The 21,388-nt window shown below is 48.3% G+C and carries 17 protein-coding genes and 1 pseudogene; 11 read left to right on the top strand and 7 right to left on the bottom strand.

Annotated elements, in window-relative coordinates:
- Positions 1–44: 44 nt before the first annotated feature.
- Both NST83_RS08975 and NST83_RS08980 read right to left on the bottom strand, forming a co-directional pair.
- Complete coding sequence (locus NST83_RS08975) at positions 45–2,054, bottom strand: LTA synthase family protein (protein ID WP_342417358.1); 2,010 nt, start codon at positions 2,052–2,054, stop codon at positions 45–47.
- A gap of 249 nt (positions 2,055–2,303) precedes the next feature.
- The gene (locus NST83_RS08980; RefSeq protein ID WP_342417359.1) at positions 2,304–3,464 is read right to left on the bottom strand and encodes a class I SAM-dependent RNA methyltransferase; all 1,161 of its coding nucleotides are present in this window, start codon (positions 3,462–3,464) and stop codon (positions 2,304–2,306) included.
- 157 nt (positions 3,465–3,621) lie between these two features.
- On the opposite strand from NST83_RS08980, the gene NST83_RS08985 reads away from it, so the two are divergent.
- A complete protein-coding gene (locus tag NST83_RS08985) occupies positions 3,622–4,266 on the top strand; it encodes an O-methyltransferase (RefSeq protein WP_137062530.1) in 645 nt (214 codons plus the stop codon).
- A 123-nt stretch (positions 4,267–4,389) separates the two neighbouring features.
- Here the strand turns inward: NST83_RS08985 and NST83_RS08990 are convergent, their stop codons facing one another.
- Positions 4,390–5,610 (bottom strand): MFS transporter, encoded by a 1,221-nt coding sequence (locus NST83_RS08990; protein ID WP_137062531.1) that lies wholly within the window; start codon positions 5,608–5,610, stop codon positions 4,390–4,392.
- A 229-nt stretch (positions 5,611–5,839) separates the two neighbouring features.
- On the opposite strand from NST83_RS08990, the gene hemE reads away from it, so the two are divergent.
- From hemE to NST83_RS09040, 10 genes and pseudogenes are all read left to right on the top strand, one after another.
- Complete coding sequence (gene hemE, locus NST83_RS08995) at positions 5,840–6,886, top strand: uroporphyrinogen decarboxylase (protein WP_342417360.1); 1,047 nt, start codon at positions 5,840–5,842, stop codon at positions 6,884–6,886.
- 31 nt (positions 6,887–6,917) lie between these two features.
- Positions 6,918–7,859, top strand: a complete 942-nt coding sequence (hemH, locus tag NST83_RS09000; RefSeq protein ID WP_342417361.1) for a ferrochelatase — start codon at positions 6,918–6,920, stop codon at positions 7,857–7,859.
- Between the two features lie 7 nt (positions 7,860–7,866).
- On the top strand, positions 7,867–9,312 hold the full coding sequence (gene hemG / locus NST83_RS09005; RefSeq protein WP_342417362.1) for a protoporphyrinogen oxidase: 1,446 nt from the start codon (positions 7,867–7,869) through the stop codon (positions 9,310–9,312).
- 155 nt (positions 9,313–9,467) lie between these two features.
- Positions 9,468–10,955 carry a CapA family protein gene (locus tag NST83_RS09010; RefSeq protein WP_342417363.1) on the top strand — a complete coding sequence of 496 codons (1,488 nt, stop codon included), beginning with the start codon at positions 9,468–9,470 and terminating at the stop codon, positions 10,953–10,955.
- Between the two features lie 73 nt (positions 10,956–11,028).
- Complete coding sequence (locus NST83_RS09015) at positions 11,029–11,802, top strand: glycerophosphodiester phosphodiesterase family protein (protein ID WP_342417910.1); 774 nt, start codon at positions 11,029–11,031, stop codon at positions 11,800–11,802.
- A gap of 35 nt (positions 11,803–11,837) precedes the next feature.
- Positions 11,838–12,461 carry a fumarylacetoacetate hydrolase family protein gene (locus NST83_RS09020; RefSeq protein ID WP_342417364.1) on the top strand — a complete coding sequence of 208 codons (624 nt, stop codon included), beginning with the start codon at positions 11,838–11,840 and terminating at the stop codon, positions 12,459–12,461.
- A 215-nt stretch (positions 12,462–12,676) separates the two neighbouring features.
- Positions 12,677–13,483, top strand: a complete 807-nt coding sequence (locus tag NST83_RS09025; RefSeq protein ID WP_342417365.1) for a DUF92 domain-containing protein — start codon at positions 12,677–12,679, stop codon at positions 13,481–13,483.
- Positions 13,484–13,500: 17 nt separating this feature from the next.
- A pseudogene (locus tag NST83_RS09030) lies at positions 13,501–13,628 on the top strand (TetR family transcriptional regulator); the annotation flags it as partial.
- 174 nt (positions 13,629–13,802) lie between these two features.
- On the top strand, positions 13,803–15,749 hold the full coding sequence (locus NST83_RS09035; RefSeq protein WP_342417366.1) for an ABC-F family ATP-binding cassette domain-containing protein: 1,947 nt from the start codon (positions 13,803–13,805) through the stop codon (positions 15,747–15,749).
- Positions 15,750–16,026: 277 nt separating this feature from the next.
- Positions 16,027–17,016, top strand: a complete 990-nt coding sequence (locus NST83_RS09040) for an aldo/keto reductase family protein (protein ID WP_342417367.1) — start codon at positions 16,027–16,029, stop codon at positions 17,014–17,016.
- Positions 17,017–17,036: 20 nt separating this feature from the next.
- Here NST83_RS09040 and NST83_RS09045 read toward each other — a convergent pair whose 3' ends face one another.
- The 4 genes from NST83_RS09045 to pepF form a co-directional block, all read right to left on the bottom strand.
- Positions 17,037–17,936: a LysR family transcriptional regulator gene (locus NST83_RS09045; RefSeq protein WP_342417368.1), complete on the bottom strand. Its 900-nt coding sequence runs from the start codon at positions 17,934–17,936 to the stop codon at positions 17,037–17,039.
- Between the two features lie 72 nt (positions 17,937–18,008).
- Entirely contained in the window at positions 18,009–19,046 is a 1,038-nt protein-coding gene (locus NST83_RS09050) for a M42 family metallopeptidase (protein WP_137062542.1), read from the bottom strand.
- Between the two features lie 14 nt (positions 19,047–19,060).
- A complete protein-coding gene (locus NST83_RS09055; protein ID WP_137062543.1) occupies positions 19,061–19,483 on the bottom strand; it encodes a lipopolysaccharide assembly protein LapA domain-containing protein in 423 nt (140 codons plus the stop codon).
- A 56-nt stretch (positions 19,484–19,539) separates the two neighbouring features.
- Positions 19,540–21,336, bottom strand: a complete 1,797-nt coding sequence (gene pepF / locus NST83_RS09060) for an oligoendopeptidase F (protein WP_342417911.1) — start codon at positions 21,334–21,336, stop codon at positions 19,540–19,542.
- Positions 21,337–21,388: the final 52 nt, after the last annotated feature.

Here is a 21,388-nt window from a genome sequence, read left to right on the forward strand (position 1 = left end):
GGAATCTGGGAAGAGTGCTGTGTAAACAACCTTCCTCAGAAAATTTAGTTGGATGTCGAAGGAGTCGCAGTGACTTCTTTGATTTCCGGTTCCCATTGGCGAATGAGATCATACGTGATCACCTGATCGGAAATGTTCAACCGATTGAGAGCTTCAGTATACCCCGGTCCGCAGGCGTTCACATCCGTAGGCTGGCCTGAGGTGAGGTTGTAACAGGTTCCTTTGGAGAATGTACCGTCCTCGGAAGGAATATAGTATAAACGACCATCAGTGAAAGCACCACTGCGCAGCACGACCATACGAGGCTTCCCGCTGAACAGATCATTTCCCATAAAGTGATACGGCTTCGTTGAAATGCCAAGCAGATGCATCACTGACGGTGTCAGATCAAGCTGTCCTGCCGGTTCGGTGTAAGTTCCCGCGTGGCTTCCATCGGGAAGATGCACAAGCAGCGGCACCTGGTTCATGATTTTCTGCATATCAAGATCTGTGAGTGGTTTACCCAAAAATTTCTCATACAGTGCCTTATCTTTAATAGAATTGTCATGATCCCCGTAGAACATGAGGATTGTATTATCCCACAATCCGTCTTTCTTCATTTGATCGACCAGCTCGCCCAGTGCTTCGTCCACATAATGGACGGATTTCAGATAGTCTCCGAACATGGTCCCTTCAAACTCACCAACGTCCAAATCCACGGCGTCTGGTGGCAGATTGTACGGGTGGTGGCTCGAAATTCCGACCATATAGGCGTAGAACGGCTGTTTGACCTCAGTGGTGAGATCATTGAGCGTTTGACGAAAGAAGGATTTGTCTCCCAGTGACCAGCCCAATGGCTCATCTATTTCAAAATCCTTTTTACTGTAGAACTTGTCATAGTTCATTGCCTTATACATTGTATAGCGATTCCAGAAGCTGCTGTCGTATACGTGAAATGCATTAGGGCTGTAGCCAGTATCTTTTAGAATAGAAGGCAACGTATCGAATTTATGGTCCGCATAACGGATGAAAACCGAGCCTGTAGGGAGCGGATGCAGAGAAGCATGTGTAGAGAAATCCGCATCCGAGGTACGACCCTGTGCAGTCTGGTGATAATAATTGTTAAAATACATGCTTTCCTTCGTCAGCTTGTCAAAGTTAGGCGTAATAGCCTGACCGTTGATTTTTTTGCCGATGAAAAAGTTCATATACGCTTCAGCTTGAATGACCATCACATTTTTGCCTTTATACTTGCCGGACAGGTCATTTTTCACCTGAAGCAGCTTTTGATGCTGATTAAACCATTCCTTATCCTTATCGGACTCTGCCTGAGCCAGCGTAGGCTGGGATCCCAGATGGTCCTGACTATAGCGGTAAATGTCGTACCCGTGAAATCCGATCAGCCCGGTTACATTGTACAGGGCCATCGACCACCAGTTACCGACGAAAATGCCGGTTGCCCACGTGGACGTATAATATTTAATCGGTCCAAAGGTAAAAATGTAGCCGATCAGGAAGGCCAGCGCGCCTTTGGAGAAGCGAAGCAGAAAGCTTTTAGTGAATGAGCGGCGGGACGTTTTAGAGTAAGGATCATTCGTTACATACCGACGCCGTAAGGAAGCTACGAACAGCACATACGGAATGAACAGAATCCAGTCTGCAAAAAAGAAAAGATCCCACCAATACATCAGAGATACGATACTTCCACCCAAGGAATCAACTTGTCCAGCTTGAAGCAAGACGGGGATCGTAATGAAATCCTGAAAGTACCGATAATAAACCATGTCAGAATAAATGAGAGCGGTAAGCAAAATATCGAGCACTACAAGAGCGACCAAGCGTCCGCGCCTTGACAGCCATAAGGTCCAAAAACTCACAAGCAAGAGCGAACCGATAGCGATGACATAATCAAGTATATTCATGTCAATATTTTGGGCATGCAGGTTATGGTGGATCAGAACGAGCTTGCCAATCATAAGTACAAAAAACAGACCAAACCCAAAATATCGGGACAGCAGCATTCTGCTGAACATGTTTCCAGTGCGATTTGCACCGGCCGTGCGAATAACCAACACTTTACCCCCTTCGGCATAAATATTCGGCTAGTTTAAACTACATATTAACTACATATTAACGTAATGTTAAAACCGAAATCGCCTTTAATTATTATAGCGCTCATCCCGCGCATTTCAATGATTAAGTAAAGAAAATACAGCATTTTCCTCCAGTACAACAGGGGAAAGCTACATTTTTATCCTATGAACAGCACAAATCAGGCCAGAAGGCGAACGGATGGTTCGCTTCCTGGCCTGAGCATCATCTATTTAAGACTGCGACGGCGGAGTATCTTTGCGGCGCGGAGGCAGAGGGCCCAGATACTGATAGTATTGGCACTCGATCCGTCCGTTAAACAGCTTGCGTCTCTTATCGGCTTTGCGTCCCCAATAGTGCTCGAATTGCTTGGTGGAGCTGATCGCAAAGAAGGACCATGTCTTCATTTCCGCTGCCGTGCGTGCGATTGACCGGATCAACTTCTCCACCTCGGCTTGCTCACTCAATCTTTCACCATAAGGTGGATTGGTAATCATCACACCATATTGGCCTTCAAGTCTGACTTTCGTTACAGGCATCACCTTTAATGAGATATCTTTAGCGAAGCCAGCTGCCTTTACAGCAGCCTCTGCGACTTCGATGGCACCCGGGTCAATATCGCTGCCTGCAATCTCGAAAGGAATGTCATCGCGGGTCAAATCCATCGCTTCGTCGCGAGCTTGATCCCATAGCTTGCGACCAATGACAGGCCAGTCTTCCGAGTTAAAGGTACGTCTCAATCCCGGGGCAATATTCCATGCCTGCATTGCTGCTTCTACCAGTAGAGTACCGGAACCGCAGCACGGGTCATAGAATGGTCGATCCGGGGTCCAGCGGCTAAGCTGAATAAGAGCCGAAGCCATAGTCTCTTTGAGAGGGGCCTCTGTCACGAGCTTGCGGTAGCCGCGCTTGTGCAGCCCCGGACCTGTCGTATCGAGCGTTAGCAATGCACGATCGTTTAAGAGAATGACCTCTATTACGTAACGAGGGCCATCCTCCTCAAACCAATCCGTGTGGTAAGTTTCCTTGAGCTTTTCTACAATTGCCTTCTTGACGATTCCCTGACTGGCTGGTACGCTACTAAGCTGTGATTTGTGCGAGCGTCCCTCTACAGGAAATTCACCATCCACAGGAATCCAATCCTGCCAAGGCAATGCTTTGGTGCCCTCGAACAGCTCGTCGAAGGTTGTGGCTGCAAATTCACCCATTTTAATAAGAACGCGGTCTGATGTGCGCAGCCACAGGTTACACCGGCATATATCCATATAATCCCCTGTAAAAACGACACGGCCATTCTCGACGGTCAGGTCCTCGTATCCGAGTTCTCTAAGCTCCCGAGCCACGATGGCTTCAAGTCCCATCGGCGCAGTTGCAATTAGTTGCAGTTGAGTCATTAAACGTATTCACTCCGTCCCCATAATCATATAAGCTTGGTTCAATCCCTATAGTATAGGTCATTGTACACCAAGAGACAAATCATTAAGCCAAATAATTTACGAAGGACACCGCGTCCAACCTGCGTTATGATAAAGCGAGAAGGAGAGATGAAACGTGGAAATTACACCCAATATGACACCTGAACAATATGTAGACCAACTGGTACAGGAAGATGAAGCGCTACGCGGCATCAGGGAGGCCATAGTTGCAGAGGGAATGCCTGAGGTATCGGTGGCTCATCCTTACGGGAAGCTGCTGACCTTTCTGATTGAGGTATCCGGCGCGCAGCAGGTACTGGAGATTGGCGTATTAGGCGGATACAGTGGATTATGTCTGGCCCGTGGGCTGGGAGAAAAGGGGCGCATTGTGTCACTGGAGCTGAAGGAAGCGTATGCGGCGCTGGCACATCGACATATGGAGGAAAACGGCTACGGTGACCGTGTCGAATATCGTATCGGACCCGCAGCGGACAGCCTGAAGAAGCTTCAGGAAGAGGGGAGAACATTCGATTTTTTCTTCATCGATGCGGATAAGGAAAATTACCCGGTGTATCTGGAATATGCGATTGCTCTGGCAAATCCAGGTGCCATTATTGCGGGAGATAACTGTTTCCTTCGTGGACGGACGCTGAATACGAACAAGAACGGTCCCGCCGTACAGGCCGTGAGACGCTTTAACGAAACGATAGCTACGGATCCACGGCTGGTCAGTACGCTTTTGCCAGCCTATGACGGATTGGCGTTGGCCCGAGTAAAATAGGCTGTAATGCCACTGATATAGTTTAAAAAAAGTAGCGATACAAAAAAGAACCTCCTTGTCCACAAAATTGTGGATCGGAGGTTCTTGTCTGATCTGGAAGGCTGACCTTACCAGAGGACTAGCTTACCTGAAATCAGGCGCAGGCTTACGATCGTAGAGCTTCATACGTACCCAGAATATGTTGACGATCAGCAGGACACCTGACATAATGAATAGTCCTTCGATGCCGATAAATCCGGACAGCACCCCGCCAATGACAGCGCCCAGCATATTCCCCAGTGCCAGCGAGCTGGTATTGAAGCCGAACGAACGGCTTTCCATGCCTTCCGGTGTATACGTGCGAATCAGCGCATTAACGCTCGGCAGCAGACCGCCCATAAACACGCCCATGAAAAAACGAATCGTGGCGAGCTGCCACACCTGATTGACAAAAGCTTGCGGAATGAGCATAAGTGCTGTTCCAAGCAGAGCGAGGGTCAAAATGCGGTGTGCCCCGATCTTGTCACTCAATCTTCCAAGCAGCGGCGCGGCGACCATATTGGATACGCCGGTAATAGCTGTAACAAAGCCAGCAATGAGCGCAATTCCTTCTGCAGACCCATACAGCTTTTGCACATATAACGGCAACAAAGATACCGTACTGATCATGGCAAACTGGAGCAGGAACGTTACGGTAAACAGAGCCGGAAGCTGGGGCGTATGGCTTAGCTCCTTTAATCCGGCAAGAACCGAAATTTGAGGTATTCGTGCAGCTTCGGCTTTGCTGAAATCTTCCTTAACCAGAAGCATTGCGATGAGAGAGGCTACAAGAATAAGAGCGCCTGTAATGTAGAAGATCGGTCTGAATCCAACCCAGTCAGCCAAAAAACCGCCCATTAGAGGGCCGAGAATCGTACCCGCCATCTGACCGGATTGCATAATCCCCATAGCGAAACCGGTCCGTTCTTTGGGTGTGGTACCCGACACCAGAGAAATCGAAGCTGGATTGAAGCCCGAAATCGTACCATTCAGCAGACGAAGCGCCAACAATTGCCACGGATGGGTGACCAAACCCATGCAGCCGATCACCAGAGCCATACCGAAACCCGAGCGAAGCAGCATTGCTTTGCGCCCATATCGGTCAGCCAGCTTGCCCCATAGAGGCTGGAACATAAATGAAGTCAAAAAGTTTGCGGCAAAAATAACTCCGGCCCACAGCCCGATATCATGTTCTCCCTTCACATGAAGGTCTTGAGCCAGATAGAGGGCGAGGAATGGAGTAATCATCGTAATACCCGCATTGACCAGAAACTGACCGAACCAAAGCACAATGAGATTGACTTTCCACGTCTCCCACGTTTTCAATGTGCTTTCACTTCCTTTCTGTCATTTCTTGCTGATGCAAAACTACTTATTCATGTAGAACTTCCCGGAGCTTTAAAAAAGCCATTTCTTTAGTATAGCACATTTCATTGAAACTTTATCCAAATGTCATGGGTTTGTCATGGATTGTCCGCCAGCGGCGGTTGTTACGACTCCTGAAAAAGGGCATAATAAAAAATAGTAGTTACGATTCGAACTGGAGGCTGAAGTCATGACCTACAACGATACCTTTATCCGCGCCTGCCGCAAGCAGGCTGTGGATCATATTCCCGTATGGTACATGCGGCAGGCCGGAAGGTATGATCCTGAATATCGCAAAATTAAAGAGAAATACACGTTGCTTGAAATTTGTCGTCAGCCCGAGCTGGCCGCAGAAGTGACCTTAATGCCCGTACGCAAGCTCGGGGTGGACGCTGCTATTTTATATTCTGATATTATGAATCCGGTAGCCTCGCTGGGGGTTGATTTTGATATTGTCAAAAATATTGGTCCGGTTATTGAACATCCGATTCGTACAGCGGCGGACGTGGACAAGCTGCGCCCGATTGATGTAGAACGAGATCTGGGCCATATTTTGGAAACGATCCGTATTTTAGACCGTGAGCTGGAAGTACCGCTGATTACGTTCGCCGGAGCTCCTTTTACAATTGCTAGTTATTTAATAGAAGGCAGACCGTCCAAGGGATATATCCGCACTAAGGCCATGATGTACGGAGAGCCTGAATTATGGCGTCGGCTGATGGACAAGCTTGGAGACATGGTTATTACATACGTGCGTGCCCATATCGCTAACGGTGGCAAGGCATTTCAACTGTTTGACAGCTGGGTAGGGGCGCTTTCGCCTCGTGATTTCCAAACGTTTGTGTTGCCGACGATTACACGTATTTTCCATGAGCTGTCCGATCTGGACGTACCGAAAATTTATTTTCCAGGTGTAAGCTCGGGTGAGTTGCTTCCGCTGCTGGGCGGGATAAAAGCCGATGTGATCGGACTGGACTGGCGGGTGAGTATACCTGAAGGACGCCGTCGTTTGGGTAATGCTTTTGGTGTGCAGGGAAATCTGGACCCTTATGTGCTCACAGCGCCGATAGATGTAATTAAACAGTATGCGAAAACGATTGTGGATGAAGGAATTTTGGAGCCAGGATATATTTTTAATCTGGGTCATGGTTTATTTCCAGAGGCTTCGTTAGATAAGCTGAGAGAGCTTACAGAGTATGTGCACGAGTATTCCCGATCCGTTTTGACAAAAAAGTAATCAATCCAAAATGTTAAGAGGTGTTGTGCTGATGAAAACCAAAGTGGGTGTACTGGTTATGTCCTACGGGACACCGGAAAGTTTGGATCAGGTGGAAGCCTATTATACGCATATTCGTCGTGGTAACCCTCCTTCCCCGGAGCAATTGAAAGAATTAAAGGACCGTTATGAAGCTATTGTGGGCGGTGTATTCCCGCTACGTCAAAATACGGATCGTCAGGTTCAAAATCTGCAAGAAACCTTAAATCGGGAAAATCGTAATCCAGATATTGAATTTATCTGCTATCAAGGACTCAAACATGCCAAGCCGTTCATCGAGGATGGCGTGGAGGCTATGGTGCAGGAAGGTATCCATACAGCGGTAGGTGTCGTACTGGCTCCGCATTATTCCGTGATGAGTGTAGGCACTTATATCAAGCGCGCACAGGCCAAGGCACAGGAATTGGATCTGGCTATATCGTTTGTGGAGAGCTATCATCTTCATCCAAAGCTGATCAAGACGTTAACTGAGCGTGTGAATACAAAACTGGCGCTTTTCGAAGAGGCAGGGGCGAATCGAGAAGAGGTACGTGTATTGTTCAGTGCGCACAGCTTGCCTGAGCGGATTTTGGCGATGGGTGATCCTTATGTAGAGCAATTGATGGCTACTTCGCAAGCAATTGCGGATAAGGCAGGAATTACCAACTGGCAGTTTACGTGGCAAAGTGCAGGCCGAACAGCAGAGCCTTGGCTCGGCCCTGACATCCTGGATACCATGCATAGTCTCAAGGAAGACCAGGTTGAATATGTGCTGGCTGCGCCAGTCGGCTTCGTTTCCGATCATCTGGAAGTACTGTACGATCTGGATATTGAGGGGCAGGCTTTGGCGAAAGAACTGGATATGCGTTTCCAGCGGATTGATTCGCTTAACAGTGATCCATTGTACATGGAGACGCTTAGCGATGTCATCATAGACCAATGGAAAAAGGAATGAGGACATAATGGAGCAAAAATTACGCAACATTGTGATTGTAGGCGGAGGATTGACCGGACTGAGCGCAGCTTTTTATACACGTAAAATGTACAAAGAAGCAGGCTACACACCACGGATTACGTTGGTGGAGAAGGCCCCGGTGCTGGGCGGGAAAATCGAAACGTTGCATAAAGACGGGTTTGTGATTGAAAAAGGGCCCGATTCCTTTCTGGCCCGTAAAACGGCTATGATCGATCTGGCGAAAGAGCTGGAGCTGGATCATGAGCTGGTAAGCACAAATCCTGAGGCAAAAAAAACATACATTTTGCATGAAGGACAGCTTCATCCGATGCCCCCCGGCCTGGTACTGGGGATTCCGACGGAGCTGAAACCGTTTCTGCAAAGCGGATTGATCTCGTTGGGCGGCAAGCTGCGGGCCATGATGGATTTTGTTATTCAACCCCGTCGTGTACCGGGGGATGAAGCCTTGGGTGATTTTATTGAACGCCGATTGGGCAAAGAAGTGCTGGAGAATGTAACCGAGCCGCTGCTGGCTGGCATATATGCTGCCAATATGAAGACGCTGAGCTTGCAAGCGACCTTCCCGCAATTTGCTGAAGTAGAGCAGCAATATGGGAGCCTCATTCACGGGATGATGACCGGAAGGAAGCCGGCAGAGACGCATACAGGTACGAAAAAAAGCGCCTTCTTGACCTTCCGTCAAGGGCTGCAAAGTTTGGTGCATGCGTTGCTGAATGATTTGCATGACTGTGATTTGCGCACGGGAATTGCTGTTACCGAATTCACAAAGACAGCAGACGGTGAAGGAAGCGTCTACCATGTTGTACTGGATAATGGGGAGACGTTGGAGGCGGACGATCTATTTGTCACGACTCCAAATTTTGCCGCTGCGCCGCTGTTGCGGGGACATGTGAATGTGGCAGCACTGGAAGCCGTTAATTATGTGTCCGTGGCAAATGTGGTCATGGCCTTTAATAAAAAAGACATCGAGAATGTCTTTGATGGTTCCGGTTTTCTGGTTCCGCGTAAAGAGGGACGCAGTGTGACGGCATGTACGTGGACGTCCGCTAAGTGGCTACATACCAGTCCAGACGATAAGGTACTGCTGCGCTGCTACGTGGGGCGTGCCGGAGCCGAAGAAACAGTAGAGCTACCCGATGATGGACTGACTGCGCTGGTACGCAAGGATTTGCAGGACATGATGGGCGTTACGGCGACTCCTCTATTTACGGAAATTACCCGTCTTCGCCACTCCATGCCGCAATATCCGGTAGGACACCCGCAGGCTATTGCTGATCTGCGTGAAGAACTGCGTACAACGATGCCGGGAGTGTATGTTTTGGGTGCTGGCTATGATGCCATCGGCTTGCCGGATTGTATCCGCCAAGCCAAGGAATGGGCCTCTGTCGCCGTCCAAGCTGCGGAACGGGAAGCGGTCGAGGTACAGGTATAATTAAATGAATGGAGCTACTTGAATAACGAACCCTTCGCGATCCCAAGCGAGGGGTTCTATTTATACCGAAATTTGATATATAATGGAGAGGGTGTCAAAATCGCCGGATCATTCAAGAATGTAATGCATATGCAATAGCATAGAAGGAGTGAAGAATGTACCCTCCCAGATCACAGAAAAATGAAGGTCGAAAGAAAGCAAGGAAGCGAAAAATAGGCAAGGCCTGGATTATTACAAATCTTGTCCTGCTGCTTATGATCGTAGGTCTTTTTGGATATTATTACATATTTGAACACAGGGAGAGCAGCTCTCTTGTGGAAAACGCCGGACTATTGCAACAGGAGAACAAGGCCAAAACGGATTCTGCGGGTGGAGGACAGTCTTCTAGTCCGATAAGGGAGAACGTTACAGCCGTTTCAAATGAACAACTGGACAATAACCCCAATGGCGACGAACAAGCTGCTGACGATAAAACGGAGCATCCTTCTGATACTACTAAAGACACAGCCCGCCCGCCCGCGACAACGTCTGACACAAATGTTGCCGAAGGCAACTCGTCAGAATCAGGAGAATCTTCGGAGAACACTGGGCAATCACCGGACAGATCTTCAAATAAGGATGTATCGAACAGTGGAAATTCTACTGACCCCAACGAATCGGAGCAGGGAAAGAACGTGGCATCGGATGGAACAGCTTCACAGACAGTCACCCTCCATTTTGTAGGGGATGTGCAGTTTTCCGGTAAGGTTGAGCAGCGGTTGGAAAAGAACGGATTTGATTTTCCATATCAATATCTCGGAAATCTGTTTCGCAAGGACGATCTGACGATAGCCAATCTGGAAACGCCGGTTACAAACGGGGGCGTGGGTGCGTTGAATAAAACGTATGTTTATAAGTCATCTCCCAAGGCGTTGACTGCGTTGGCTGCGGCAGGGATAGACGCTGTAAATTTGGCCAACAATCATATTTTGGATCAGGGCACAGCGGGATTACTGGATACGCTGAAATATTTGAAAGAAAATGATATAGCGTATACCGGAGCCGGACGCAATGCAAAAGAAGCGTATGCTCCGCACTATTTGGAACGTAAAGGGTTTAAAATTGCGTTGTTGGGGGCTACACGGGTTATGCCCGAGGCCCACTGGAATGCAGGCACCAAGCAGCCCGGTGTTGCAGGAGCCTACGATTCGACTGCAATCGTGAAGTCGATTCGCGAGGCGCGCAAGCAGGCTGATTTGGTTATTGTCATTGCCCATTGGGGCAAGGAGCGCGTGACTGTATTGGAGCCTCATCAAACCGAGCTATCGCACGCTTTTATTGATGCAGGGGCAGATCTCGTAATTGGAGGTCATCCGCATGTGCTACAGGGGATGGAGCAGTATAAAGGCAAATGGATTGCATACAGCACAGGTAATTTTATTTTTTCTAAATCTACAGTACCAGCCACCTGGGATACAGCGATATTTCAGGCAACCTGTACCCGGGCCGGGGCTTGCAGCATGAAGCTGACTCCTTACCGGGCGGAACTGGGTCAACCAGTTCCGATGAAGGATGCGGAGGCCAGCAAAATTTTGCAAGGAGTAGCGGCGATGTCACCGGCTAATGTTTCAGTAGGCGCAGACGGAACAGTAACCGCCCGATAATTGTGAAGAAAAGCTTTTACACGAGGCTGGTCTGTATGGAGGCTACCACTTGGGATGGAGAGGGATAACCGGAATGGATCATTTGTGCGTGGCTCACCGTGGTTTTTCAGGAATTGCTCCCGAGAACACGTTGGCGGCCTTTAAGCTTGCGATCGATCAGCCGTTTGTGCGCTGGATTGAGCTGGATGTGCAATTGTCGAAGGACGGCGTTCCGGTGGTCATTCATGATTTCACGCTGGAACGCACGACCAACGGCACAGGTAAAGTAAAGGATACGGACTGGAACGAGCTGAAGTGTCTGGATGCAGGTGGCTGGAAAGGTGTGGAATACCAAGGAGAAAGGATTCCTGCTCTCGCACAGGTGCTGGATTTGTGTCGTGGCCGCGTATCGCTCAATATTGAGCTAAAAACCGCAGGGGATATGTATCCGGGGCTGGAGAAGGCCGTACTCCGTGAAATTGTGGCGCGGGATATGGAGAATGAGGTGGTATTGACCTCTTTTGAGCGTTCGGCTTTACGTCGGGCCAAAGAGCTGGCGCCAGGTATCCGTACCGGACTGATTATCGATGCTCGTCCGGATGATCTGACAAAGCAGCTGGAAGGACTGCAATGCTCTTTTCTATCCATGGGCTACCCGCGTTTGGATCGAAAGCTGATGAAAGACTTGACCGGACGCGGTATCACTGTCATGGCGTGGACGGTGGATGACCGCAGCATAATGCGAAGATTGGCCTCGTTGCATCCTGAATTGATGATTTGTACCAATTGGCCGGATCGCTGGGAGCAGGTTTTTTTGCATTCCAAGCATCGGATGTGGCACTATATACGTAATCTATTTATTAAATAATTGGACTACACATGAGGGAAGGGTGACGGGGCGTAATGAACGTGGAAATTCGTAATGTTTACTGTGTCGGGCGCAATTATAAGCTGCATGCCGAGGAACTGGGAAATGAGGTTCCTACAGAACCGATGATTTTTTTAAAGCCTTCCCATGCGGTAGTACCGCTGGATGGAGAAACACTGGAGCTTCCTAAAGATCAAGGAGACATTCACTATGAGGTAGAGCTGGTTGTGGCGGTAGGCCGTAATTACGAACCGGGCATGTCTGCGGAAATGATTCTGAATGCATTTGCCTTTGGTATTGATTTTACCCTGCGTGATGTACAAAGCGTGCTCAAGAAAAAAGGTCATCCATGGACGGCGGCTAAAGGTTTCAAATTTTCTGCTCCCGTTACACCGTTCTTGCCTTTAGAAAAACTGGACACGCTGGAGCAGCAGGATTTTTCATTGCTCAAAAATGGACAGGAAGTACAGCGCGGCCATATCAAGGATATGATTTTTTCCATCGAGCATATCATTGACTACATAGGGAGCCATTATGGACTGGGTGAAGGCGATATTATTTTTACAGGCACTCCGGCAGGTGTAGGGCCTACAACAAGTGGAGATCGCTTCGAGCTATTTTGGGGAACTGACCGTCAAGGAAGCTGCACAATAGGTTAAGTTGATCCGTGTGATTGCATCAATTAAGTTGATTAAAAAGGGAGTTCTCTTGGCAGTTGGGCAGTATGGAGGGATTCCCACAGGCAAGAACGTAAGGGCCGTGTCCTGTGCCATATAGCATGGGACACGGCTTTTATATAAGTGTAGAGCGTTGTACAATAAAATACGAACTGAAAAATGAAAAACGAGAGATTCATTCAAAGTGGGGGTATATCATGGATTGGATCATCGGATTGCTTGGCGCTGGTATAGTGGCGGGAGCTGCTTTTTATAAAAAATCCTTAACCTTATCGGGCTTTGCGGCGGCTGTGCTGATGGGAATCGTGTATTATGGTGCAGGCAACCTGTTTTGGTTCGGGACCTTGCTTCTGTTCTTTATTACATCGACCTTGCTGTCGAGGTTCAAAAAGGAGCGCAAGGCAGAGCTTGAAAAATCATATGCCAAAACCGGAAATCGGGATGCTGGTCAGGTATGGGCCAACGGGGGATTAGGTATGCTGTTATGCCTGGGCTATGCAATCTGGCCTCATGTTGCCTGGCAGTTGGCTTTTGTTGGCGTCATGGCTACAGTCACGTCGGATACGTGGGCAACGGAATTTGGCAGCCTGAGCCGCAAGCCGCCCCGCTCAATACTGAATGGCAAGGTGCTGGCACCTGGAACCTCGGGAGGTGTATCTGTTTTGGGGACAGCTGCGGCCTTGGCTGGGGGAGTGCTGATTGGAATAGGCGCATGGGTCTTTGGATACGCCATAGGAATGCCAGGCTTGTCGCTATGGCTGTGGGCACTGATCGGAGGGGTATCTGGTAGTGCTGGGGCCTTTGTCGATTCCTATCTTGGTGCTACAGTGCAAATGATGCGTTCCTGCATGGTTTGCGGCCGAGAAGTAGAGGTAGACTCGCACTGTGGACAACCGACGGTTGATGTGCGGGGCTGGCGTTGGATGAGCAATGATAGAGTGAATAGCATCAGTTCGATTTTCGGGGGGCTGGTCGCTCTGGCAGGCATTCTGTTTATACTCTAGTACAGGGAGGTGCGAAGATGGGCGGTATACATGGAGATAAATATGAGGCCATTTTGGACGCCGCTTACACAGTCTTCGGCACCAAAGGCTTTTATGAAAGCAAAATTTCCGTGAATACGATGTGGATCAGACGGCTGGATTTGCGGCTAACTTGTTTATGTACGGCTGTAAGGCCGGGAGCGGGATACGCAGACCGTGATATTGTAAAGCCAGAAACCGTACTGACTTCGTTCAGATTACGGTTTTTTTAATCATTTGGTGTGACTGTGTTAAAATAAACAAGATGCATCACAAAATAGGGGAAGAGTAGGGAATCCGTATGAATATTATGACCATTGAACATATAACGAAAAGCTATGGCGAAAAAATGCTGTTTGAGGATGCTTCCTTTGGCATGGATGAACGTGACAAAATAGGAGTGGTCGGTGTGAACGGCACCGGGAAATCTACTTTTTTACGCGTGATTTCCGGCTTGGAGCCACCGGATGATGGTAATATTGCGGTCAACAACGATGTACGTATTCAATATTTAGCGCAAAATCCGGAGTTTGACCCCGAGGTGAAGGTACTCCAGCATATTTTCCACGGCAACCAGCCTGAAATGAAGGCAGTGCGCGAATATACGGAAACGATGGAGATGCTGGAGCTGAATCCGGGTAGCGAGGAGCTTCAAAACCGCCTGTTGCGGGCAAGCCAGCAGATGGATACGCTCCAGGCATGGCAACTGGAGAGTGAGGCCAAAAACGTGTTGACCCGACTGGGTATCACACAGTTTGAAGCACGTATGGGTGTGCTCTCTGGGGGACAGCGCAAGCGGGTTGCTTTGGCAGCAGCCTTGATCCAGCCCTGTGAGCTGCTCATTCTGGACGAGCCTACTAACCATATTGATAATGAGTCGGTGGAATGGCTGGAGCAGTATTTGCAGAAAAGACGCGGCGCGTTGCTGATGATTACGCATGATCGCTATTTTCTGGATAGAGTGGCGAATGTCATGCTGGAGCTGGATCATGGTCGACTTTTCCGGTATGAAGCTAACTATACTCGTTTTCTGGAGCTAAAGGCGGAACGCGAGGAACGGGAAGCGTCTTCGGAGCAGAAACGGCAAAACCTGTTGCGCAATGAACTAGCCTGGATTCGCCGGGGGGCAAAAGCCCGTTCGACCAAGCAGAAAGCGCGTATTGAACGATTTGAACAGCTTAAGGATCAGCAGCCGGAAGCCCGTTCCGGGTCTGTAGACATGTCGGTAGCCTCCACGCGTCTGGGTAAAAAAATACTGGAGCTGGAGCATCTGTCCAAATCGGTAGATTCCCGCAAGCTGATACAGGATTTGAGCTATATTGCTGTGCCCGGTGACCGAGTCGGGATTGTGGGTCCCAACGGTAGCGGAAAATCGACCCTGCTCCAAATGATTGCGCAGCGCGTAGAACCGGACTCAGGCAGCGTGGTATTGGGACCGACCGTGAAGCTCGGTTATTTTACCCAGGAACATCAGGAGATGAACGAATCGCTGCGTGTCATCGAGTATATTAAGGAAGAAGCAGAAGTCATCCGGACAGCAGATGGCTCGGCTATTACAGCCGCACAAATGCTAGAGCGGTTTCTGTTTGCGCCAAGCGCGCAATGGACGGTCATTTCCCGGTTGTCAGGGGGCGAGAAACGGCGCTTGTACCTGCTGCGCGTCCTGATGTCCGCACCGAATGTATTGTTACTGGATGAACCAACGAATGATCTGGATATTCAGACTCTTTCCGTGCTGGAGGACTATCTGGATGAATTTCCGGGTGTTGTTTTTATCGTTTCCCATGACCGGTATTTCCTGGACCGCACGATAGACAAGGTACTGGCATTTGAAGGAGAAGGTCAGGTACGTGTGCATGTGGGCGATTACAGCGAGTATGCAGAATGGATCAGTAAAAATGCTCCATCCGCTGCGAATTCGTCTGTCTCGGCGGGTACTTCTTCTGCTCAGTCTTCCACGTCTAAGTCTGCGGATGCTTTGGATTCAGTCAAGGAGACTACCAAAACCAAGCTTAAATTCACCTTTAAGGAACAGCGGGAATATGAGCAAATTGACGAATTGATCGAACAGGCTGAAGAGAAGTTGGCTAGCATCCAGCGACAGATGGAAGAGTCTTTCAATGATTCCGCACGACTACAAGAGCTTATGGCTGAGCAAACAAAGGCCGAACAGCATTTGGAGCATCAAATGGAGCGCTGGACCTATCTGAACGAGCTGGCCGAGCAAATCGAACAAAGTAAATCTTAAAATACGAAATAAGTATGATGCGTGAATCGTTTTTCCGTTGTTACTTAAACAAGCAGGTCTCCGTTAAGCACTGGAGACTTGCTTTTTCGTATTTATTCCAGTACATCGGTTGTGGAAATAACTCATATCCGGACTTGGAGACTCGAAGCTACCTATCATTATGCAAATGTATGAATTTATTAATATGTTTTTCATATTAATAATCAGTTTATTATATATTTCTAATATTAAAATTTGCTTGCTATAATCAAATTTATATGGAAGGGAGGCATTCAAAATGGAATATCGTAAACTTGGAAAAAGCGGTTTGAGGGTAAGCGAGATAGCATTGGGGAACTGGATAACCCACGGTGCACAAGTGGATGACACCACAGCGAAAGCATGTGTCCATGCTGCATTAGATTCAGGAATCACAACGTTTGATACTGCTGATGTTTATTCAGAAACGATGGCGGAAACGGTTTTAGGTCATTCTTTAAAGGGAATACGACGTGAAAGTATTGAACTTTGTACAAAGGTTTTTCATCCAACAGGTACCGGACAGAATGATAAAGGGCTATCCCGCAAGCATATTATGGAGGCCTGCCATGCTTCCCTTCGACGCTTGCAGACGGATTATATTGATGTTTATTATGCACATCGTTTTGATCCAAACGTATCGCTAGAAGAGACATTTTTGGCATTATCCGATTTGGTTCGTCAGGGGAAGGTTTTGTATGTAGGGGTGAGCGAGTGGACAGCAGACCAGATAAAGCAAGCTGCGGATTTAGCGAGAGAGCTAAAGATCCCCTTCGTGGCAAGTCAACCCCAATATTCCATGCTCTGGCGTATTATTGAAGCTGAAGTGATTCCCGCTTGCGAGCAGGAAGGAATTGGACAGGTCGTTTGGTCACCTCTGGCACAGGGTATTCTTTCTGGCAAATATGCAGCAGACAAGCCGCTTCCCGAGGGTTCACGTGCTTCTACGACAGCAGGTTCACCATTTTTCGAACGCTTGGCCGGGCAATGGTTGCGTAAAGAGGTCCTTCACGCAGTGGAGCAGATCCGACCAATTGCACAAGAAAATGGTTTGACGTTACCACAGCTTGCAGTGGCATGGGTTTTACAAAACCCGCAGGTGTCCTCAGCTATTATCGGTGCTTCCAAGCCAGAGCAGGTGAAAGAGAACGTAAAAGCTGCGGGTGTCCGTCTCGATGAAGAGGTTATGAGACAAATGGACAGTATTTTAAACGGTGTTGTTGAACTCGATCCGAGTAAAACGGGTTAAGACTAAGCATTGATGGTAGTTTACATGTCTAATGGCTCACTACAAGCTGTTTCTTCAACCACCTCCAGAAAATGAGTCAGAACAGCGTCATTCGCATCTGTTTTCCATGCAGCGTAAAGTGGGATGGACGGAGAATCTTCGTGAAAAGAACGAAATACGACATCATTACGTTGGAAAACAGAAACGGAAGAGGGAACAATGGAGATGCCTATACCAGCAGCTACCAAGTTAACGATTGTATACATTTGAACGGCTTCCTGTACGATTTGGGGATGGAAGCCGTATTGTCTGCAAAAGTCTAATATGAGGTCATGAAAAGACGCTCCCATATGAGGCGGAGACAGGATAAAAGATTCTTCCGCTAAAGAACGTAAAGACAAGGTTGGGTGGTGGGCTAGTGGATGTGTTGCGGAAAGCACGGCGATGAGTGATTCGTTGCTGTAGAGCTGGGAGGTGATATGTATAGATGGATCTGCCCAGCGCAGGAAGCCCACATGAACTTTACCGTCGTGTATGGCTTTCAGTTGTTGAACAGATGTCATTTCAAACAACGTGAGCTTCACGTCAGGAAAACGCTCCCGGAATTTCTTTAAGGCGTTAACCATCAGACCGCCAGATGCCGAATCAACAAAAGCGATGGATAAATGTCCGAATTTCCCCTGACTTGCAAGCTGTGTCGTTTTAATGGATTTTTCCAATTGAGAAACCATATTTCTGGATTCTTCTAAAAAGATGGCTCCTGCGGACGTAAGTCGAACTTGCCTTTTGGTTCGTTCCAATAGTTTCACGCCAAGCTCTTCCTCAAGGCTTTGGATTTGTTGGCTCAAGGGGGGCTGGGTGATATTCAGTTTTTTTGCAGCACGATTAAAATGTAGTTCTTCTGCGACTGCGATAAAATAACGTAGTTTCTTCAGATCCATAGTTGTGATTTCCTTTCGCCAAGCCTTCGCCGACCTATTCTCAGTGGAACGGGCCGGTCGTCATCGTTCGGATTAAACCGTCACATAAGCGGCAAGCAGACGAGCAGTGTTCACCACAGCCAGCTTGTGCGTACGCTCCATCGCATGGGAGGCGTGTACGCCAGGGCCGATCAGCGCAGCACGGATATTGTTGCCTGCTTTCAGCGCAGCCGAAGCGTCAGAACCATAGTGCGGATAAATATCAACCGCATACGGGATATTCAGCTCCTTGGCCAGCTCAATCAGACGAGTCGTCATGTCATAATCATAAGGCCCGGAAGAATCCTTGGCACAAATGGATACATCCGTCTCCTTGCAGCTCAGATCCTCGCCTATGCAACCCATATCGACAGCAATCATCTCGCTGACCCCTTCAGGGATGTAAGCAGCCCCGTGACCGACTTCCTCATAGTTGGAGATGAGCAGCTTAACAGTATGACGGGGCTTCCAGTCTTCGCGTACAGCGGATTCCAATAAACCAAACAGCGCAGCTACGCTGGCTTTATCATCCAGATGCCGCGACTTGATAAAGCCGCTGGGTGTCACGACCGGACGGGCGTCGAACGAAATAAAATCGCCTACCGCAATGCCGAGCTGGAGCACATCTTCTTTGGATTCAACAAGCTCGTCGATCCGCACCTCCATATGGCTTTCCTTGCGTTCAAAGCTGCGTGCATCATCATAGACATGCACAGACGGATGGCTCGACAAAATCGTGCCTGTATACGTTTGTCCGCTTCTGGTATGAATAAGGCAGTATTCGTTTTCGATGCTGTTCATCATGAAACCGCCGACAGATGTCAGCCGCAAGGTGCCGTGACTGGTAATCGAGCGTATCATTGCGCCTAATGTATCCACATGCGCGCTCAGTGCAATTGTAGGGCCTTTTTCATGGCCCTCCAGGGTCAAGATGGCACCGCCTTTGGCGTTCCATTCTATGGGCATCCCAAGGCTTGCGGCTTCCTTACGGATCAGTTCCATCACATGATGTGTGTAGCCGCTGGGACTAGGGGTGTTCAATAGTTGATTCAGAAAGCTCATTATATAATTCTCATTCAGGTGAATCGTCATGTTGTTGCTCCTCCTCATTTGGACAACCGGTCAGGCTCAGAGGACGTTTGCTCTGTAACCTTGTCGGATGTAGACACCACACTGGACGAACCAGACGTGTTATAGACGGTATCCGCATATGCTTCCACAGCGGGTGTGTGCTCTTCTTGTAGTGTATGAAGCTGGGTGGTCAGACGTTTGATTTCTCTCTGAAGCTTATATTGACGGAAAATACCGAAGGAACCGACGATAAGCCCTCCAAGAAGAGTGCAGCCGAGAATAAGTAAAATCAAAGGAACGTTGACCGTACGAAATAGTAGATTTACTTGGACCGATTTCACGTTAATGACAGCGAATACAGCCGTTAACAAAGCAATAACAAGAGCTGCAATCAAAGACCATTGTGTTTTCAAAATGCCACCTCCTTCCGCTACATTATAAAATCCCTTGCCCGTCATGGACAAGGGATTTATCCGTGCATCGTTTCAATGCCGGATTCTAATCGTGTATGGTTTTACTTTCCGGCGGTCAGCTTTTCCATTTCCGTAATAACTTCCTCGAATACGCTCATCGCTTCGCGAATGGGTTGTGGAGAAGACATATCCACGCCGGCCTTCTTCAAAATATTAATCGAATAATCGCTGCCGCCGCTCTTCAGGAATCCTAAATAACGGTCAACGGCTGGCTGGCCTTCTTCCAGAATCTGTTTCGAGAAGCTGGTTGCCGCAGAGAAGCCGGTAGCATATTTGTAGACATAAAAGCTGTTATAAAAATGGGGGATACGCGCCCATTCCATTTCAATGTCTTTGTCTACTTTCATGCCAGGGCCGTGATATTTCACATTCAGATCATAATAAATCTCTGATAGAAGCTGCGGTGTAAGGGACTCTCCCTGTTCTGCGCGTTCATGTACGATTTTCTCGAACTCCGCAAACATCGTTTGACGGAATACCGTCGTGCGGAATTGGTCCGCATAGTAGGTAAGGAGGTACATTTTCTCTTTTGCATCGGTAGATTTTTTCAGCAAGTAGTCCATCAGCAACGCTTCATTCGTTGTCGATGCTACTTCAGCCAGGAAAATGGTGTACTGGGCATCCCGATACTTTAACGCATTATCCGAGTAATACGAATGCAGCGCGTGTCCCATCTCGTGAGCGAGCGTGAACATGCTGTTCAGATTATCTTTATGGTTCAGCAGCACATAAGGGTGAGTGCCGTAAGCGCCCCAGCTGTATGCACCTGTACGTTTATTTTCATTTTCGTACACATCAATCCAGCGGTCATCGTAGCCTTTTTGCAACGAAGCCAGGTAGTCCTTGCCCAACGGCTTTAGACCTTCCTTCGTTTGCTTTTTAGCATCTTCAAATGAAATATCGAGCTTGTATTCGTCCACAAGCGGAGCGAACAGGTCATACATATGAAGCTCATCCACACCCAGCAGCTTTTTACGTAGCTTGATATAACGGTGCAGCAAAGGCAAGCTCTCGTGAATGGTATCAATCAGATTGGTGTACACTTCCTTCGGAATATTGTCACCGTATAATGACATTTCCAGTACGGAAGGGTACTTGCGAACACGAGAATAAAAAACATTTTTGTTCACATTGGCACTCAATGTGGAAGCAATCGTATTTTTATTTTTGGCATACGTATCATAGACCGCTTTAAAAGCACGCTCCCGTACTTCCCGGTGCGGGCTTTCAAGAAATTGAATATAGCTGCCATGTGTCAGCTCAGCCTCTTTGCCGTTTTCATCCTTGATTTTTGGGAATTTCATATCGGCATTGTTCAGCATACCGAAAATGGTTTGTGGTGCTTGAGCCAGGTTACCAACCTGTGCGAGCAGGGCTTCTTCCGACTTACCCAAAATATGCGCTTTCTCCCGTTTCATTTCTTGAAGCGTAAAGCGATAATCTGCCAGCTTCGGATCTCCAATCAATGCATCGAGCTGATTGTCGGGCAGCGCCAAAATTTCAGGTGTCACGAAAGACAGGGCTTCACTAACCTCAACGCCTAATTTTTTGGCTTTTTGTGAAAGGCCCTGATATGTAGGTTCAGCCGTATCCTCGTCATGATGTAGATGGGCGTATACGTATACACGCTCGGTTTTGAGTGATAGTTCATCTTCCAGCTTAAAGCAATTGACAATCACTTCGGCTGAATTGAGCTTGCCTTGGAATTGTGTAGCCTTTTTGGCTAATTGTTTGACTTCTTCGTACTCTTGATCCCATGCTTTACCGTCTGGAAACAGATCATCAAGCTTCCAGGTATTTTCCACAGGCGCATCTGCGCGTTTTACGATTTCACTCATGGAGAGCCTCCTCTTATCGAACGAAATGTGGGGTGGGGCTGCGGCGGAACGG

Source organism: Paenibacillus sp. FSL R10-2782, from assembly GCF_038592985.1.
In the GTDB taxonomy this organism is placed as follows: domain Bacteria; phylum Bacillota; class Bacilli; order Paenibacillales; family Paenibacillaceae; genus Paenibacillus; species Paenibacillus terrae_C.

Bases quoted from the DNA above. Each gene is read 5' to 3' on its own strand.
- NST83_RS09025 (WP_342417365.1), top strand. From the start codon at position 12,677: ATGGATTGGATCATCGGATTGCTTGGCGCTGGTATAGTGGCGGGAGCT.
- pepF (WP_342417911.1), bottom strand. From the start codon at position 21,336: ATGAGTGAAATCGTAAAACGCGCAGATGCGCCTGTGGAAAATACCTGG.
- NST83_RS09040 (WP_342417367.1), top strand. From the start codon at position 16,027: ATGGAATATCGTAAACTTGGAAAAAGCGGTTTGAGGGTAAGCGAGATA.
- NST83_RS09055 (WP_137062543.1), bottom strand. From the start codon at position 19,483: ATGACGGGCAAGGGATTTTATAATGTAGCGGAAGGAGGTGGCATTTTG.
- NST83_RS09010 (WP_342417363.1), top strand. From the start codon at position 9,468: ATGTACCCTCCCAGATCACAGAAAAATGAAGGTCGAAAGAAAGCAAGG.
- NST83_RS09015 (WP_342417910.1), top strand. From the start codon at position 11,029: ATGGATCATTTGTGCGTGGCTCACCGTGGTTTTTCAGGAATTGCTCCC.
- hemG (WP_342417362.1), top strand. From the start codon at position 7,867: ATGGAGCAAAAATTACGCAACATTGTGATTGTAGGCGGAGGATTGACC.
- NST83_RS08980 (WP_342417359.1), bottom strand. From the start codon at position 3,464: ATGACTCAACTGCAACTAATTGCAACTGCGCCGATGGGACTTGAAGCC.
- NST83_RS09035 (WP_342417366.1), top strand. From the start codon at position 13,803: ATGAATATTATGACCATTGAACATATAACGAAAAGCTATGGCGAAAAA.
- hemH (WP_342417361.1), top strand. From the start codon at position 6,918: ATGAAAACCAAAGTGGGTGTACTGGTTATGTCCTACGGGACACCGGAA.
- NST83_RS09045 (WP_342417368.1), bottom strand. From the start codon at position 17,936: ATGGATCTGAAGAAACTACGTTATTTTATCGCAGTCGCAGAAGAACTA.
- hemE (WP_342417360.1), top strand. From the start codon at position 5,840: ATGACCTACAACGATACCTTTATCCGCGCCTGCCGCAAGCAGGCTGTG.
- NST83_RS09020 (WP_342417364.1), top strand. From the start codon at position 11,838: ATGAACGTGGAAATTCGTAATGTTTACTGTGTCGGGCGCAATTATAAG.
- NST83_RS09050 (WP_137062542.1), bottom strand. From the start codon at position 19,046: ATGACGATTCACCTGAATGAGAATTATATAATGAGCTTTCTGAATCAA.